Annotated in this window: 15 protein-coding genes and 1 pseudogene; 4 read left to right on the top strand and 12 right to left on the bottom strand. The window is 71.8% G+C overall.

What is annotated here, in order from left to right:
• Positions 1-284: 284 nt before the first annotated feature.
• The 5 genes from ACIPXB_RS25115 to ACIPXB_RS25095 all read right to left on the bottom strand — a co-directional run bounded on the left by ACIPXB_RS25115 (position 285) and on the right by ACIPXB_RS25095 (position 5,203).
• Positions 285-731, bottom strand: a complete 447-nt coding sequence (locus ACIPXB_RS25115; RefSeq protein WP_401453549.1) for a hypothetical protein — start codon at positions 729-731, stop codon at positions 285-287.
• 322 nt (positions 732-1,053) lie between these two features.
• Positions 1,054-2,640 carry a benzoylformate decarboxylase gene (mdlC, locus tag ACIPXB_RS25110; RefSeq protein WP_401453547.1) on the bottom strand — a complete coding sequence of 529 codons (1,587 nt, stop codon included), beginning with the start codon at positions 2,638-2,640 and terminating at the stop codon, positions 1,054-1,056.
• Positions 2,641-2,688: 48 nt separating this feature from the next.
• Positions 2,689-3,072, bottom strand: coding sequence for a hypothetical protein (locus ACIPXB_RS25105; RefSeq protein WP_401453545.1), 384 nt, complete (start codon positions 3,070-3,072; stop codon positions 2,689-2,691).
• Positions 3,069-3,437: a nitrile hydratase gene (locus ACIPXB_RS25100; RefSeq protein ID WP_401453543.1), complete on the bottom strand. Its 369-nt coding sequence runs from the start codon at positions 3,435-3,437 to the stop codon at positions 3,069-3,071. Before ACIPXB_RS25100 ends, ACIPXB_RS25105 begins: the two co-directional genes overlap by 4 nt.
• Positions 3,434-5,203: a CocE/NonD family hydrolase gene (locus ACIPXB_RS25095; protein WP_401453541.1), complete on the bottom strand. Its 1,770-nt coding sequence runs from the start codon at positions 5,201-5,203 to the stop codon at positions 3,434-3,436. The genes ACIPXB_RS25100 and ACIPXB_RS25095 overlap by 4 nt, the downstream gene beginning before the upstream one ends.
• Before the next feature lie 1,270 nt (positions 5,204-6,473).
• Between ACIPXB_RS25095 and ACIPXB_RS25090 the strand changes: the two are divergent.
• Both ACIPXB_RS25090 and ACIPXB_RS25085 read left to right on the top strand, forming a co-directional pair.
• Positions 6,474-6,689: pseudogene (locus ACIPXB_RS25090) on the top strand (transposase family protein); the annotation flags it as partial.
• Between the two features lie 228 nt (positions 6,690-6,917).
• Positions 6,918-7,298, top strand: a complete 381-nt coding sequence (locus ACIPXB_RS25085) for a transposase (RefSeq protein ID WP_401453712.1) — start codon at positions 6,918-6,920, stop codon at positions 7,296-7,298.
• 854 nt (positions 7,299-8,152) lie between these two features.
• On the opposite strand, the gene ACIPXB_RS25080 is transcribed toward ACIPXB_RS25085, so the two are convergent.
• From ACIPXB_RS25080 to ACIPXB_RS25070, 3 genes are all read right to left on the bottom strand, one after another.
• On the bottom strand, positions 8,153-8,560 hold the full coding sequence (locus ACIPXB_RS25080; protein WP_401453539.1) for a DUF2267 domain-containing protein: 408 nt from the start codon (positions 8,558-8,560) through the stop codon (positions 8,153-8,155).
• A 106-nt stretch (positions 8,561-8,666) separates the two neighbouring features.
• On the bottom strand, positions 8,667-9,062 hold the full coding sequence (locus ACIPXB_RS25075; protein WP_401453538.1) for a DUF2267 domain-containing protein: 396 nt from the start codon (positions 9,060-9,062) through the stop codon (positions 8,667-8,669).
• A gap of 113 nt (positions 9,063-9,175) precedes the next feature.
• Positions 9,176-9,610, bottom strand: a complete 435-nt coding sequence (locus ACIPXB_RS25070) for an Hsp20/alpha crystallin family protein (RefSeq protein ID WP_401453536.1) — start codon at positions 9,608-9,610, stop codon at positions 9,176-9,178.
• A 133-nt stretch (positions 9,611-9,743) separates the two neighbouring features.
• On the opposite strand from ACIPXB_RS25070, the gene ACIPXB_RS25065 reads away from it, so the two are divergent.
• Together ACIPXB_RS25065 and ACIPXB_RS25060 are read left to right on the top strand one after the other, a co-directional pair.
• Positions 9,744-10,400 (top strand): HSP18 transcriptional regulator, encoded by a 657-nt coding sequence (locus ACIPXB_RS25065; RefSeq protein ID WP_401453534.1) that lies wholly within the window; start codon positions 9,744-9,746, stop codon positions 10,398-10,400.
• A gap of 30 nt (positions 10,401-10,430) precedes the next feature.
• Positions 10,431-10,820: an STAS domain-containing protein gene (locus tag ACIPXB_RS25060; protein ID WP_401453532.1), complete on the top strand. Its 390-nt coding sequence runs from the start codon at positions 10,431-10,433 to the stop codon at positions 10,818-10,820.
• A gap of 31 nt (positions 10,821-10,851) precedes the next feature.
• On the opposite strand, the gene ACIPXB_RS25055 is transcribed toward ACIPXB_RS25060, so the two are convergent.
• Genes ACIPXB_RS25055 through ACIPXB_RS25040 form a run of 4 tightly spaced genes read right to left on the bottom strand, consistent with a single transcriptional unit; the run spans position 10,852 to position 15,690 of the window.
• Positions 10,852-11,862: a DUF5914 domain-containing protein gene (locus ACIPXB_RS25055; RefSeq protein WP_401453530.1), complete on the bottom strand. Its 1,011-nt coding sequence runs from the start codon at positions 11,860-11,862 to the stop codon at positions 10,852-10,854.
• Positions 11,859-12,935 (bottom strand): phytoene/squalene synthase family protein, encoded by a 1,077-nt coding sequence (locus ACIPXB_RS25050; RefSeq protein ID WP_401453528.1) that lies wholly within the window; start codon positions 12,933-12,935, stop codon positions 11,859-11,861. Before ACIPXB_RS25050 ends, ACIPXB_RS25055 begins: the two co-directional genes overlap by 4 nt.
• Positions 12,932-14,452, bottom strand: coding sequence for a phytoene desaturase family protein (gene crtI, locus ACIPXB_RS25045; RefSeq protein ID WP_401453526.1), 1,521 nt, complete (start codon positions 14,450-14,452; stop codon positions 12,932-12,934). The genes ACIPXB_RS25050 and crtI overlap by 4 nt, the downstream gene beginning before the upstream one ends.
• Positions 14,449-15,690, bottom strand: a complete 1,242-nt coding sequence (locus tag ACIPXB_RS25040) for a polyprenyl synthetase family protein (RefSeq protein ID WP_401453524.1) — start codon at positions 15,688-15,690, stop codon at positions 14,449-14,451. The genes crtI and ACIPXB_RS25040 overlap by 4 nt, the downstream gene beginning before the upstream one ends.
• Between the last annotated feature and the right edge of the window lie 191 nt (positions 15,691-15,881).

Raw genomic sequence — 15,881 nt, 5'->3', positions numbered from 1 at the left:
AGCGCTACTCGCCACCTGGCGAGGAGGGCTGAGCGATCGGCCCCGAGGACCTGGCCCGCATCTCCCCGTACTCGACCGAGCACATCCAGCGGTTCGGCGAGTACAGCACGCACGAGCTCGGCGTGCAGCCCGCGGCGTACGAGACAGAGCTCGACGTCGACTTCACACCGCTGCGCGAGCAGGACCCGGTCACGGCGGTTGATGAGGCTTCCCGAGGTCGTCGCGGGGGTGGCGTCGCCCTGGGCGAGGGTCTGGCCGGGGTCCGCGTGTGCGGTGCGTGTCTTTCAGGTGTCGGTGTCTGTACGCGTGGGGAGGTCGGTGATGCCGTGCTGGAGGTACCAGGCGCGGGACCAGCGCAGGGTGACGCCTCGGCGGAGCCGCCACTCGTCGCAGAGCTGGGACAGGACGTCGTCGCAGAAGTCTTCGCGGAGTTGGATGAGGATCTGGTCCTCGGGATGGGCGATGAAGGCGATGCCGCATGCGGCCGGGTCGCCGAGGTCGAGGGCATCGGCGAGGCGTGCGGCGGCGGTGTGGCTGGTGCCGGTGCCGTCGTAGCCCCAGTCGAAGCCGCCGCCGTCTTCCGGCTCGGGCAGTTCCCGCAGCACCTTCACGTTCTCGCGCTGGGTGGGTCCGAACTCGGGCTTCTCGGCCAAGAGCCGGGCGGGCTGCCATCCGTCCTCGTTGCTGCCGGCTCCCTGGATGCCGTGGTACGTACGGTCCTCGTACGCCATCGTCGTTCCCTTCGGTTGATCGTCGCGGCGGATCGCTCCCACCCTGCCGGAGGCGTGCCCGCCGGCAGGCCGCCGCTGGTGAGTCCCGAGGCCCTGGACGCGGCCGTGCGTCGTGCTGACCGCTCCAGACGGAGAGCTTGCTGAACAGGCCACCGAGATCCTGAAGAAGTTCGGCCCGGCGCATGCCGGATCTTCGGCAGGAGACTCTGGGGTGATCAACCTTAAGGACGTCGAAGACCGGGGCCCAACCACGGTGCCGGCCCGACAGCCCGGGGCCACGCCGGGTTCAACGGCGGCGGGGCCGTTCGGGTCCGGCTGCCGATCAGCTGGCGGTCAGCGGCTGCTGGGGTACCTCGATCAGGTGTGGTTCGTCCGTGGCCAGCGCGGCTGTCACCGCCGCTGTCAGTCCGGCGAGTGTGTCGACGCGGGTGGCGGAAATGCCGTATGCCGAGGCGATACCGGTGATGTCGATGCCGGGCAGTTCGAGGCCCGGCACGCCGGGTGCCTGCATGACCTGGGTGAATTTCTTGAGCGCCCCGTACTCGCCGTTGCGGGCGACGACGAAGACCACGGGGACGCGGTATCGGGCTGCCGTCCACAGCGCACTCACGGTGTAATGCAGGGCGCCGTCACCGAGCATGGCCAGTACGCGGCGCGAGGGATCGCCCAGCTGGAGGCCGATGGCCGCTGGCAGGCCCCAGCCAAGGCCTCCGGACGCCGGAAAGTACAAGCTGCCCGGTCGTGAGATGTCGAAGCGGTCCCAGGTGGTGTCGACCGACGTCCATTCGTGGGCGAGAACGGTGCTCTCGTCCTTGGCCGCGTCGAGGGCGTCGACGATCGCCTCCGCGCTGAATGCCGGGCCGGCCTCGTTCAGGCGGCTGGTTCGTTCGAGTTGTGGTGGCGGCGGTCGGTGGCGGGCGGGGACGGTCTCGGCGAGGCGGGCCAGGGCGTCGGAAGGGTTGCCGACCAGGATCTGGCCGAACGGTGCTCGGGTGGCCTCGCCGGGGTCCGAGGTCACGGCCCACAGCTCGGTGCCCGGAGGCAGGTAGTCGCCCTCCTCGAACGCGTGATAGCGGAAGATCGCCGCACCGAAGGCGACCACGAGATCGTGTCCGTCGAAGTGGCGTGCGACCCCGGGGATGTCCGAGGGCAGGACACCGCGATAGCCGGGGTGCCGGGTGGGAAACGGGCAGCGGGACGGGCTCGGCGCCACGCACACGGGAAGGGCGAGCCGGTCGGCGAGCCGACAGGCTCCGTCCCATCCGGTGGCGTCGTCGATGCCGGGCCCGACGACCATGACCGGGTTGGCCGCGCCGGTGAGCCGGCGGCGCAGGAGGTCGAGGGTGGGTTCGGAGACGACCGGATCGCCTTGCACGGTGCGGGCCTTGAGGTGCTTCAGCGCGCCGGGATCCGCCTGGTGGTCCCAGTCGTCCAGGGGCAGCGAGAGGTAGACGGGGCCGGCGGGGGCGGATCCTGCCAGCAGGATGCCCTGGGAGAGCGCCTGGGGTACGTCCTCGGGGCGCAGGGGTTCGCAGCTCCATTTCACCAGCGGGTCGGCCAGTGCCGTGGCGTCGACGTTGGTGAGGAGCGCGTTCAGGGCGGTGTAGCGTCGGGCCTGCTGTCCGGAGGTGACGACCACGGGGACGTGGCCGGACTGGGTGTTGGTCAAGTTCCCCATGGCGTTGCCGGTGCCGGCCGCGGCGTGCAGGTTGACCAATGAGGGCCTGCCGGTCGCCAGGGCATAGCCGTCCGCCATGGCGATCGCCGCGCCCTCGTGCAGGGCGAGGACGTAGCGGAAGTCGTCGGGGAAGTCACGCAGCAGCGGCAGCTCGTTCGAGCCGGGATTGCCGAAGACGGTGGTGATGCCGTGACTCCGGAGCACCTCGAAAAACGCGTCGCGTACCTTCACGCCACCTTCCTCTCCCACAGTACGGAGCACAGTGCGCGCTCGGCACGATCAGCGACCCGGGGTGGAACTGTCGGCGTCATCGGCGGCATCCCCTCCCGCCCAGAGCGCTCGCATGTCCCGCAGCACCCAGGTGAGTGCCTCGTCGGGGATCAGGTAGCCGCCGATGCCGCTGCTGTGCAGCATGTCGTAGATCCGTCCGGACACGTCGGCCAGTCGGGCGGCCGCGGCGACACCCGGCTCGGGGGGAGCAGGGACGACCGCGGTGATCGTGTCCGCCCGTTGCTCGATGACCTCGATGCGGTACGCGCCGTCGACGACGGAGCCGAAGTAGGCGGCGAGCGCCGCCTTGGGGTCGGCCAGCAGCGCTGCCCTCATCGCCGGGTCGGTGCTGAGCAGCCGGTAGTGCTCGGTGAAACGATCGGCACCGCTCATCGGCCGTCCCCGCCGCCACGATTGCGGTACTGCTCGCGCATCTCCAGCAGTGCCGTCTTCGCGTCCTGCGGCAGGATCCATACGAACTGGTCGCCGCTGCGCCACAAGTCCATCTGGTTCACGACGTTCTCGCCGCCGTCTTCTTGGGAGGACACGGGCGGGATGACGAGGTACAGCGTGTCCGGACGCTGGACCCTCACGTCGAACCGCAGGGCGGGCGGTACGTCGATGCCGAGCCGGGCCGGCGCCGCGCCGGGGTTTTCGGTCAGTGCGGGATCGCTCCAGGCGAGGATGGTCAGGGCCTGCTCGAGGTCGAGGCTGCCCGGGCCGTCGGAGCCGGCGTTCTCATCAGGCTCATCCTTCACGAGTTCACGTCCGCTTCCGGGGTGCCCCGGTCGGGCTGCCCGGCCACGGACAGCACGAGCCTCGACGAAGAACGCACGGTGTTGCGGCTGCTCGTGCCGACGGGCGCGTGGCGGAACCCCATGATGGCCGGGGTGCTCTGGTCCTGGTCATCGCTGGTGACCACGAGCCGGATGCGATGCCCGGTGGTGAACCTCCGGGCGTTGGTGACGAGCGGGATCCGATAAGCGGTGACCGAACCCGGGACGACGATCTCGGGTTCACGGCAGGGGAGTCTTGGCGGCCTGGCCGAGTCGGCGTCAGGATCGGTCCGGCGCAGACTGGCCCGGAGCCATCCGGCGGTGACGTCGACAGCGGTGTCGTCGGGCGCCACGTCCTGGAGGGTGACGACCCATGCCGTGTCGGTGGCGGTGGCGGCGGCGTGGAGCTCGACCTCGAAATCCCCGGCGGCGTCGAGCGTCTCGGTCAGCGGCTCGCTGGTCCATGCCAGCTGGGTGGGAGGGTCGGCGTCGCTCGACCACGACCGACCGAGCCCCGCGCCGAGCACCATGAGCGCCCGCTCGCCCGGACTGTCCTGTTCGTCGCCGAGCGTGCCGTCGTCACGCAGGCTCCATTCGCGTTGCTCACTGGTCTCGGGGGGCCAGGTGTCGCTTGTGCGCCACTCGTCGGCGCCGGGCATCCAGTACCGGATCGCGGGGCCGTCGAGGATGCCCGTGTCGTGGTCCTTCAGCCAGTGGTCGAACCAGGCGAGTGCCTCGACGTGGAGGCTCTCCCACGGCCATGTGAGTCCGAACTCGCCCAGCATCGCGACCCGGACGACCGGAGCACCGGTCAGCGCCCGCATGGCGGGGAACGTGGAGGGGAGGTGGAGCGGGACGTTCTGCCAGTCGCAGCCGAGATAGGTGGGGACCTCGACACGGTCAAGGAGCGGCAGGAGGTTTCGTTCGTCCCACCACGCGTCACGCAGCGGGTGCTCGACCGCCATGGCGCGCCACAAGTCGTCCCACGGGTGCGGGTCGTGGTGGAGCTTGAGCGCGGCACGCAGGAGCGTGACCGACGACTCGCCGTTCATCGTGGCGAACTTCTTGTGCAGCGGCCCCGTACGCAGAACGTCTCGGGCCGCATCGATCAGCCGGTTGCGCCAGAACCGGTCGCTGCGAGCCGAGGTGAGCCCCACCATGGCGAGAAACGGCGTCACGAAGCCGGAACTGAACAGCCCGTGGTGCATCGCCGCTTCGTACAGGTCGGTAGTGACAGCCACCGGGAAGATCGCCCGCAGGTGCGCGGGGCGCTCGACGGCCGCCTCCAGCTGGGCCATGGCGAAGTAGCTGATGCCGATCATTCCGACCTTGCCGTCGCACCACGGCTGCTCCGCAGCCCACTCGACCAGGTCATGCAGGTCGCGACGCTCCTGAGCGTCGAAGAACCCGAACGTCCCCCCGGATCCCCCCGTCCCCCGGAGGTTGGCGATCACGTGCACGTAGCCGCGCGGCACCCAGAAATCGGACGCACCGGCCTCGATGAAGCCCATCGGCGCGCCCAGGTCCTGGATCTGGCGCGGGTACGGTGACGCCGCGATCAGTACGGGAAATCGCCCGTCGCTGTCCGGTCGATGCACGTCGGCCAGCAACTCGATACCGTCGCGCATCCCCACGGTGACGTCCCGGTCGCACCGCATGCCGTGCACCGGCTCCGACAGATTGCGGTACTCGCGGCCCGTGGTCTGCGGACCGTTCAGGCGGCGCTGACCCGCTTCGACTCCTGCCACCCTGAACACGAGCTTCCTTCCCTGTTCGGTCGATGCAGTGAGGGCACCCGATCGAAGACTAACAGGACATATCGGGCGATTCGCGTATCTCTCCCGGGCATCGGCACACCGTCCGGACCCTGTTCTCGTATGGCTACGGCGAGGGGACAAGTAGCTCAGTGTGATTTCAGGGCCTCCCTTTGAGTGCGGGGCTCGGGGACCGCTCCGCTGTTCATGGCGGCGAAGTCGGCATGTGCGGCCTCGACGGCTTCGGGGTACGCCTCGCGCTTGGCGTGAAGATCTTGTCGCGGGGGATGCCGTGCCCCGCGAGCGCGTCGAGCTGGGAGTCGAGTTCCTGCCCGAGCGTCGAGCACCGCGCGTATCCGATGCGGATGTCCGCGCTCGGCAGGTCTGGGTCGAGCGACGCCGCCGGCGGCGGGGTGCCTGGGCGCCACGGCCGGCCCGGGCCGCGGTCGGCCGGGGTCGGCACCCGCAGCGCCTTCTTCAGCCGGGGCACCTCCGTGAAGCGGCGGGTGTGGTAGGCGGAGGCGACCGCTCCGCCGCGCGAGCGGCACGGCGAGCCGGGCTGGGCGTCGCACTTCGGGCAGGCGTGCTGTTCGACCTCGTCGGCGTCCGACCGGTCGGACGGGGAGGGCTGTTGAGGTCCGTCATGAGTCCGGATTTCGCATCATGCAAGTCTCAGAAGGGTCTGTCCCGCTTCTGAGTGAGAAAGGGTTCTGCGAACGAATCCGGGGTCGGCGGGGGTTCGGCTGTCAGTTTCCGAAGTCGGCTGCACGGCTGTCCGCAGTCCTCTGCACACCCCGCTCCCGTCCCGGCGGACAGGCGCCCGTGTCCGGGTGAGGTGGGGGCGCGCGAGCTGCTGGCGCGCACCGGTAGGCGCCTCGCGTGCTCCGCCTGCCCTGCGTTCCCTGTCGCCTGGCGCCTGTCTTCGAAGGCGACCACGAGTCAAGCGGCGTGCCCAGCCGGCCGGGCGCCGGGCAGGCACAGGGGGCACTCGACGCTGCACGAATGGAGGAACACGCTGATGGTCGTGGCGATCGTCTCCACGCCGCTGGCGTGGTTGCTGGGCAGCCCGGGGCGGGGACTTGACCGGGGCCTCGATCCAGGGCCGCGTGCGGGATGGCGGCCCCGGTCTGGCCGGGGCTCGCCCCCGCGGCCGCGACGCCCCCGCTGTCTGCGGGTCTGTCATTCGAACGGCTCTGTCCCGTAATCGGCGGTAACGAAGAGTGATGGCCGTCGTTGACGCTGCCTGGAGCATGTCAACGCCCTTGTGGACGTGGTGTTTTCGGGACTTGCTCCGCTCGTCGTCGAGGATGTGGCGGACGAGGGCGAGCTCATCCGGGTGCGGGCCCGGACGCGGGACGAGCCCGGGCAGTGCCCGGTGTGCGGGCAGCCGACGGGGCGGGTGCACGGCATCCACCGACGTACGATCGCGGACGTGCCGGCGGACGGCAGGCGCGTCGTGGTGTCGGTGCAGGTCCGGCGCCTGGTCTGCCCGGTCCTGGGCTGCCCCCGGCAGACGTTCCGTGAACAGGTCCCAGGCCTGATCGAACGCTACCAGCGGCGGACATGCCGGCTCGCCGACCAGCCCGGCTCTGTGGTGGAGGAGTCAGCGGGCCGGGCGGGCGCCCGCCCCTCCCGTGTCCTGGCTGCGGCGATATCCCGCTCGACCGCCCTGCGGCTGCTGGCCCGCCTGCCCTTGTCCGTGGTGCGGGTGCCGCGCGTCCTCGGCGTCGACGACTTCGCGCTCAAGCGCCGCCACCGCTACGCGACCGTCCTGATCGATGCCGAAACCGGCGAACGCATCGATGTACTCCCGGGCCGCGGCGCCGACGCCCTGGAGGGGTGGCTGCGCGAGCGCGTCACCAACGCCCTGCGCCATGCCGGCGGCACCTGCGCCCTGGAGCCGACCGCCCACCCGGACAGCATCGAGGTGGCCGTGCACGACCCGAGCCCGCAGGCACCGCGCATGCGTACCCCCGATCTGAACGGCGGGACCGGCGGCTTCGGCCGGCCCATGGTCAACCGCCTCGCCCGCACCACCCAGGTCACCCACGCCCCCGGCGGCGTTGCCACGATGAGCCGACCCCGTTGAAGCCCAGGCGACCGGCCCTGAGCCGGTCCCGGCCCATCCCGAGGCCAGGACCATCACCGTCTCCGCCTACCCGCCCCCAGCCGTCCCGCGATCGGCGAGCCGAGGTGCGGGCCCGGGGCGAGAGGAGGGCCATGAAGCTCGAGATGCCGCCCCCTTGGGCGGTCGAGGCGGCGAGCTGGAGCGAGGGGCCGCTCCCTGTCGTCTCCGGCCTTGTCCAGGGAGCAGGCAGAGCAAAGATCGTCTGGACACCCCGCACCGTGGTGTCCACGGAGCAGGAGAATCGTTTTGATGACGTGAGGCCGATCATGGGAGCGCGCCGAGTCGGCACCGACGGAAGGGCCCTCTTGTGATCCACGCTTCGCTGGTGTGTCAAGGCTGCTCCGGCACCCTCTACGCCGTCTCCACCCAAGGCGGTGCCGCATCCCTGCCCACCTGGAAGGTCGACCACGACCACACCCCGGCTGCCTGCCCTGTGCGCCCTCTTCTGCCGCTGGAAGGGACAGCCGCCCACATCCAGGAACTGCCCCACGCCGGCCAAGTGCTGACGCAGCCGGCCTGACACCGTCGGGCCCGCCGGCCACGGGGTCACGCGATGGCGCGCCCCTTCGTTCAGTAAGGGGCCAAGCGGTCATACGCAGCGCTGTAGGACCTTTCCACGGAGCAGGCAGTGATCAGCTGTGTCTGGTGAGCAGAAGGCCGAAGCGAAGATCGAGCAGGCCAAGGGCAACGCCCGCCAGGCCAAGGAGAAGATCAAGGACACCTTCAAGCACTGAGACTCCGCCTCACACGACGGGTCCGGGGCCGCAGCAGCGGTCCCGGACCCGTTTCGTATGTGCCCGTGGGCCGAGCCCCCGTCAGGCGGCGGCAGGCTCGGGACGGCGCAGCTGGGCCTGGCCGAAGAGGAGGGCGTAGTCGTCGGGGAGCTGACCGAGGATTCTGGCGAGGAGGTCGGGGCCGGTGAGGCGGGTGATGACGGCGAGTACGGCGCCGGTGTCCCAGCGGGCGACAGCCGGGCTCACACCGGTGCGGGCGGCCAGGTCCTTGACGAAGCCCCAGCCGGTGAGGTGTTCGGTGGCGGGGATCTGGGCGGTCAGGGTGACGGCGGCTTCGACGGGCAGCACCTGGGCGAGGTCGACGCGTTCGTCGCCGGTGAGCTGGCGGCCGAGAGCGGACAGGACCTGGCGGACGGCTTCGGCGGCGCGTTCGCGGGTGGGGTAGGCGCCTTCGTAGCGCACGCGTTCCAGCATCTGGTCGAACGTCATGGCCGGCTGGGAGGCGTTCGCTCGAGGCTGGTCGTACACGGCTGCGGTTGCCTTTCTGTGCGGAGGGTCCGGCCATGGGCCGGTGGCGGTCAGGTGGACTTGCCGGTCAGGTGGGCTGGGGGTGCCCGAAGAGGAGGTCGTAGCCGGGCGGGAGCTGGAGCAGGGCTTCACGGATGAGGACGTCTCCGGCCGCTGCGGCCACGGTGGACAGGACCGCGCCGATGTCCCACAGGGCCGTCTTCTCGGTGGCGCCTTCGATCCAGGCCGCGGTCGCCCGGACGAAGCGTTCGGGGGAGAGCGGTTCGGCGGCCTGCAGGGGGTTGAGGAGGATCAGGGCGTAGGCCTCGGGGAGGCGGGCGGCGAGCTCGGCCCGCACGGTGCCGACCAAATGTGCGCCCAGCAGGGCCAGGACGACTCGGGCCACGCGTTCGGCTTCTTCCCGGGTCCGGTACTCCCCGCGTTCCTGGACGTGCTCCAGGAACGCTTCCCGGCGCATGGACATCTCACGTCACCTCCGGGGGCGGGCAGGGGTGAAAGGGGCGGGGAGCGGGGCGGACGGATGCCGGAGGGGGCGCCCGGGGGCGGGTCCGTCCGCCGTTGCTGGTGGGCGGGCGCTCAGCCGGAGATCTGCTTGCGGTGGGACTCGCCGCCGATGGCGATCTTGCGCGGCTTGGCGCGTTCGGCGATCGGGATCCGCAGGGTCAGCACGCCCGCGTCGTAGTCGGCTTCGATCCGTTCGGTGTCCAGGGTGTCGGCCAGCACGAGCTGGCGGGAGAAGACACCGAGGGGACGCTCGGAGAGCTCCATCTGCGCGGTGTCGCCCTTGGCGGCGGGGCGGCGTTCGGCCTTGACGGTCAGCATGTTCCGCTCGACGTCGATGTCGATCGCCTCGGTGCTCACCCCCGGAAGGTCGAACGCGATCACGTACGTGTCGCCCTCACGGTAGGCGTCCATCGGCATCACGGACGGCTTCGACCAGGTCCCGGCCGTACCCGAGAGCTGCTGAACGATCCGGTCCATCTCGCGGAACGGGTCGGTGCGCATCAACATCGCGAAACACCTCCAGTTGATTGCGGCAGACACTGCCGAGCCAATGCGCTTCAACGTGTCTCCGTTGTAGCATGTCATCGGGATGATGACAAGCAAGATGTCACCCGATGGATGACAATGCCGTGGAGGCGCCGTGAAAGAGACCTCTCCCCCCACCTCACCGGTCCGCGCCGGCGAGGCCGCCGCAGCACTCGAGACCATCCGCCGCGCGGTCCAGGAGGCGCATCAGCCCCGGATCCCCGGGGCAGCGGAGACCGGGGGCGTCGGCCCTCAGCGGGCCCTGGCCGCGCTGCTGATGCTCCGCGAGGTCCGCGAGCAGCTCGCCGGCTGGGAGAGCGTCCTGATCGAGACGGCCCGTGGCCAGGGCGCCAGCTGGGCTGAGCTCGCCGGGCCGCTCGGGGTCGCCAGCCGCCAGGCCGCCGAACGCCGCTACCTCCGGCTGCGCCCCGGTGCCGCGGGAAGTACGGGCGAACAGCGCGTCCAGGCCACCCGCGACTCGCGGGCCGCCGACCGCACCGTCACCGCCTGGGCCCGCGACAACGCGGCCGACCTGCGGCGCCTCGCGGGACAGGTCACCTCCCTCACCGGCCTTCCCGCCGACGCCGAGGGACCCGTCGGCGAGCTCAGCCTGGCCCTCGCTGACGACGACGCCGCCCGCCTGGTCGGCCCCCTGGCCGGTACCCGGCCCCACCTCGGACCCGACGACACCGAACTGGCCGACCGCATCGACGCCATGACCCGCCACACCGACCAGCTCCGCCAGGACAGCAACGACCAGCGCAACGCCTGAAGCTGTCGCGCACGCCGAGGAGGTACCGCCGTGACCGAGCGACCCCATCGCGATCAGGACAACGCCACGCGGCCCGTCGTCGAGCTCGTCGGCGGCGCGGTCGCCGTCCGGCCCGTCGGCGAGATCGACGTCGCCACCGCGCCCGCGCTCAGGCGCGCCCTCACCGACGCTCTCGCTCTCGTCGGCGCGTCCGGGGCGGACCGCATCGTCGCCGACTGCAGCCAGGTCACCTTTTGCGACTCCTCGGGACTCGACGCGCTCCTCGGCGCACGGCTGGACGCGGTCGAGGCCGACGCGGCGATCCACCTGGCGAACCCGGCCCCGCAGCTCAGGCGCCTACTGCAGATGACGGGCGTGGAGCCCCTCTTCCCTCGGGAGGACGATCTCCCTGCCGGCAGCCCGCCCCCGGCGGGAGCCTAGGGCGCCGACGAGCGACGACCGGCCGGCCGGGTCAGCCGGGGAAGCGGCCCGTGGAGCGCAGGTGCCAGCGGCGCTCGGCGTACGCCAGGTCGTCCCGCCACAGCCGGGCCGCCGCATGGCGCATCGCCGGGCGGAGGACCGGCGCGGCCCAGCGGGCGACCGCGAAGCCCGGGCGGTCGGAGGCGGCCACCACGGCCTCGGTCACCGCCGTCCGCGGGCGGCCGAGCTCGTCCGGCCCGAGGGGGGTCGCATGCGTCTCCACCACCGATCCCGCGCCTTCCCCCTCGGTGATGCGCATGACGACGGTGCGCGGACCGGGAGCGGTGAAGACGGCTCGTACCGGTACGACCAGGCGCCCGGCCAGCTTGAAGGAGACGTCGACGGTGAAACGGTCCTCTGCGTCGTCCCCGCCGGGTGAGCCGACGACCGTGAGGTCGACGAACGAGTACGGGTGGAACCAGGCCCCGTGCCACGGATCCAGACGGTTGGCCACGACGTCCTCGGGTTCGCAGAGCCCCGTGCCCTCGTACACGGCGCTCACCCCGCCGGCCGGAGCCGGCCGGACCGGCACGACGGGCTCGGCCAGGGGCTCCTCCCCGCCGGCCTCGTCGAGCCGCACCCACAGGAGGACCCCGTCGTCGAAGGCCGGCAGCGGCTCCCAGCCCGCGAACGAGGTCCCGTCGAGGGCGAGCCCGTGCCAATGGCAGACCAGGGTCCCGCGCCGGACCGGGCTGTCCGCGAGAGGGGCGCCGAGGTGGGGGCAGATACCGGGGCCGGCGTGGAGTGTGCCGTCGGTGCCGCGCCAGAGTACGACCTCACGGTCTGCCACGGTGCGGGCCACGGGACGGTCGCTGCCCAGGGCCGAGGAAGCCCCCACGACGTACCAGTTCCCCGACGGCCGGGCCTGCGCCCGCTTCAGTGCTTCCGTGATCAGGCTCGGCTTGGCGTCGCGCCAGGTCGGCTGCTGCCGGTCCCATGGGACCGGCCTGCGGCGCAGCGAAAGGGGCAGCCGGGCTCGCGGTGCCGACGGTTCGGGATTCACACGGCCTCCTCGGGGACCGGCCGGTCCGGGTCTGCGGTCGGGTCGGCGGGCGGCGCCGGGGCAGGGGCAGGGGCAGGAGTGGGCATCGGCGCGGCACGCCGTCGGTGGCGCAGCCTGACCGCGGTCAGCCGGGCGAGCGCGACCGCCGCGACCGCCGCGCGTCTGCGACGCGGGACCACGGAGCGGCGGTGCAGCACAGCGTAACCGTCCGACGCGACGGCGTTCAGGATGCTCCCGTACAAGACGAACGCGGTACGGATGCAGGGCCGGGCGAGCGGGTCGAGCAGGGCGAGGCCGGGCCGCGCTTCGCGGTAGACGCCGCGGGTGAGGGCTTCGAACTCGCGCAGCGCGCCCAGCACGCGGCGGTCCTGGCGGCCCGTGCTGCGGCACCAGTGGAGCAGGTCCCGCCCGACGCCGTGTCCGGCCAGCAGGTCGGCCGGCAGGTACACGCGGCCGCGGTCGAGGTCCTCGCCGACGTCCCGCAGGAAGTTGGTGAGCTGGAACGCGACCCCGAGGGCCGCGGCGTACGGCTCGGCCTCCTCCCTGGGCACCACCGTGCCCAGCACCGGCAGCATCTGCAGGCCGATCACCGCGGCCGAGCCGTGCATGTAGCCGCGCAGGTCGGCATAGGTGGGGTAGTCCGTGACGACCAGGTCGGACCGCATGGCGGTCATGAAGTCCTGGAAGTGGCGGTGATCGATCGCGTAGCGGTGTGCGGTGTCGGCGAGAGCCGCCACCACCGGTTCGCCTCGGTCCCCGTGCCGCAGCCCCTCGTCCAGACGTTGCTGCAGAGCGGCCAGCCTGGCACCGCGCGGGCCGTCGTCCGCATCGTCGGCATCGGCACCGGCATCGGCACCGGTCGCGTCGACGATGTCGTCGGCCCAGCGGGCGAACCCGTACAGCGCGTGCACGGCGGGCCTGCGTTCGATCGGCAGCAGCCGGGTGGCCAGGAAGTACGTCTTCCCGTGCGCGGCGTTGAGTTCGCGGCAGCGGCCGTACGCGGCCCGCAGCACCGGGTCGGTGATGCCCGCGGCGTCGAGTTCGCGCCCGGATCGGGGACCGGGACAGGTCATCGGGCTGCTCCCTCGGTGCGGGAGGAGGGGCGGCGGGGGCCGCCCGTGATCCGGGCCGCCGCCAGCTTCCCGGACACCAGGGCCGTCGGCACGCCCACGCCGGGGGTGGTGCCGCAGCCTGCAAGGACGGCGTTGTCCGTGCCCCGGACCAGGTTGCGGGGCCGGAAGGGCCCCGTCTGGAGGAACGTGTGGGCCGCCGAGAAGGGGGTGCCGGCGGCGTGTCCTTGGCCGAGCCAGTCCGCGGGGGTGACGAGGCACTCTTCCTCGATGGCCGCCTCGATGCCGTGAAGGCCCCGCTGTTCCAGCTCCCGCAGGAGGTCGGTCCGGTAGCGCGGGCCGAGTTCGCCCCAGGCGGCGCCCGCGGGGCCGACGTCGGTGTTGGGGCAGGGAGCGAGGATGTAGTGCAGGTGCCGGCCCGGTGGGGCGAGGGTGGGGTCGGTGGCCGTGGGCCTCGTGATGAGCAGGGACGGATCGCTCATCAGCTTTCCGTGCCGGATGAGTTCGTCGAACGTGGTCCGCCAGGCGGCGCCGAACGAGATCGTGTGGTGGGCCAGCTGAGGCCAGGTACGGTCCGTGCCCGCGTGCAGTACGACGGCTGAGGGAGAGTGCCGCAGTCGGAGCGGCCTACGGGGCCGGCGTCCCAGGAGCCCGTAACTCAGCGGCAGGTCCGCGGTGAGGACGACCGCATCACAGGGAATGCGGTCCTTCGCGGTGACAACGGCGGAGATCCGTTGGCCGAGGCGCTCCAGCCGCGTCACGGGCTCACCGAACCGCAGCTCCGCGCCCGCGTCGGCGGCTGCGTCCGCCATGGCCTGCGGCAGGGCGTGCATGCCGCCGCGCGGGAAGTAGACCCCGGCGACGGTGTCCATGTAGGCGATGACGGCGTAGGCGGCGAGGGCCCGGGCCGGCGGCACGCCCGCGTACAGGGCCTGGAAGGAGAAGACCCTCTGGAGCCGCTCGTCCTTGAGGAAGGCACCGATGCGCCGGTCCAGCCGCCCGAAGCCGCCGAGCGCCGCGAGCCGCGCGAGGTCGCCGGTCAGCAGGTCCAGGGGAGAGTCGAAATTCGCGTCGATGAAACGGCGCATCTGCGCCCGGTAGATCTGCTCCAGCCAGGTGCGCAGCCGTCGGTAGCCCGCCGCCTCACCGGCTCCGGCGAACTGCTCGACCGCGGCAGCCATCGCCTCGCCGTCGGTGTGCACGTCCAGGGTGCTGCCGTCCGCGAACGACGCCCGGTAGGCCGGGTCCAGCGGAAAGAGGTCGACGCGTCGGTGCAGGCTGTCGCCGACCGCCGCGAAGGCTTCGTCGGCGATGTCGGGCATGGTCAGCACCGTGGGGCCGGTGTCGACCCGGTAGCCGCTCAGGGAGAGGCGTCCTGACCGGCCGCCGGGAAGGACGTCCCTTTCGACGACGGTGACACGGCGCCCCGCGCCCAGCAGGTGCAAGGCCGTCGCCAGTCCGGCCAGGCCCGCCCCGACGACGACGACGTGGTCCGTGCGGCCGCTCACGGTACGGGTCACCGCCGGTGCTCCGGCGCACCACAGGCGTCCGCATCCATCGGGGACACGGGATGGGAACGGGCCGGTGGGCCCTGTGCTGCGCGCGGAGCCGCCGCCGCGGCCAGGAGAGCGCGCAGTCGGCCGGCGGCGTCCGGGTCGAGCAGGGCACCGTCGAAGTGGCGCAGCCCCTGGGCCGACAGGCACTCGATCTTCGCTTCGACCTCCGCCCGGACACGGGTCCGTACCAGAACCTCCCGTACCCGATCGAGGTCGGCGGGGGTCAGATCCTGCTTCCCGAGGGCCTGCTCGAGTACCGTCAGAGCCGGCCGGTCGGCGGTTGCCTCGGCGCGCGCCAGCGCGAGCGCAGCCAGGTAGGTCGGTTTTCCGTCACGGATGTCCCCTCCGCAGCTCTTGCCGGTGTGGCGGGGGTCACCGAAGACGTCGTCGAGGTCGTCGCGCAGCTGGAAGGCCATGCCCACACAGCGCCCCGCCGAACACAGCGCTCGCGTCGTGCGGCCGTCGGCGCCCGCCACCGTCGCGCCCAGCGCCAGCGGCCGCTGGACCGAGTACAGGGCACTCTTGAGGTGGGCGGTGCGCAGCGCCTGTGAGGGGGAACGTGACCCGGTGAGCTGGCCCTGGAGGTCGAGGAACTGGCCCGCCACCATTTCGGTGCGCATGTCGCTCCAGACCTCGCGCACGGCGGTCGCCGTCCGCGGATCGAGGGCCGTTTCCGCCACCACGTCGTCCGCCCATGCGAGCGCCAGGTCGCCGGCCAGTACCGCGGTCGCTTCCCCGAAGCGGGCCGCGCGCTCCGATGTCGCGGCGTCCTCGTACCGGTCCCGCACATCGGCGTGGAGTGCCGGACGGCCGCGGCGCAGTGCCGATCCGTCCATCACGTCGTCGTGGACCAGGGCGCAGGTCTGGAGCAGTTCGAGCGCTGCGCCGATACGCAGGGCGGCCACGGCTGTGTGCGAGTCGTTCCCGCCGCAGGCGCGCATCGCCCACCACAGGAGCTGGGAGCGGGTGCGTTTGCCTCCCTCACGCGTGAAGCGCGCCACACGTTGGGCCAGTTCATCGGCGAAGCGTGCGTCGAGGACGACGGCTCGGGAGAGACGGTCCTCGAGCACCTGCTCCAAGGCGTGCCCGATCGCGCCGGGTACGTCGGCATCGACGGCTTCGGGCTGCACCGGCGCCGGGAACAGGCCGGGCGTGGACCGCGGTGCAGCCGCGGAATGGTCCTTGGCCTGGGTTCGGCGCATCCCGGTTCCTCTCGGCGTGGTGTCGCTCGCTCGTCATGCGGTGTCGCTGGCTCGTCATGTGTGCCTTCGGTCCCTTCCCGTGATACGGATGCGGTTCGGGGCGAATACCCGAACGCGCGGGAATGCCACCGTGCGGACGCGCCTGATCAGGTGAGCGCGGCAGAAACCTGCATCCGGGAGCGTGCCGGGGC

Origin of the sequence: Streptomyces sp. NPDC090022, assembly GCF_044748145.1 — a bacterium.
Lineage (GTDB): Bacteria > Actinomycetota > Actinomycetes > Streptomycetales > Streptomycetaceae > Streptomyces.
The sequence above is the reverse complement of the archived record's forward strand: the minus strand, read 5'-3'. Positions and strand labels throughout refer to the sequence as shown.

Excerpts from the sequence above, each read along its gene's own strand:
- ACIPXB_RS25075 (WP_401453538.1), bottom strand. The coding sequence starts at position 9,062 with ATGTCCATGCGCCGGGAAGCGTTCCTGGAGCACGTCCAGGAACGCGGG.
- ACIPXB_RS25080 (WP_401453539.1), bottom strand. The coding sequence starts at position 8,560 with ATGACGTTCGACCAGATGCTGGAACGCGTGCGCTACGAAGGCGCCTAC.
- ACIPXB_RS25115 (WP_401453549.1), bottom strand. The coding sequence starts at position 731 with ATGGCGTACGAGGACCGTACGTACCACGGCATCCAGGGAGCCGGCAGC.
- ACIPXB_RS25050 (WP_401453528.1), bottom strand. The coding sequence starts at position 12,935 with ATGACCTGTCCCGGTCCCCGATCCGGGCGCGAACTCGACGCCGCGGGC.
- ACIPXB_RS25040 (WP_401453524.1), bottom strand. The coding sequence starts at position 15,690 with ATGCGCCGAACCCAGGCCAAGGACCATTCCGCGGCTGCACCGCGGTCC.
- ACIPXB_RS25070 (WP_401453536.1), bottom strand. The coding sequence starts at position 9,610 with ATGTTGATGCGCACCGACCCGTTCCGCGAGATGGACCGGATCGTTCAG.
- ACIPXB_RS25105 (WP_401453545.1), bottom strand. The coding sequence starts at position 3,072 with ATGAGCGGTGCCGATCGTTTCACCGAGCACTACCGGCTGCTCAGCACC.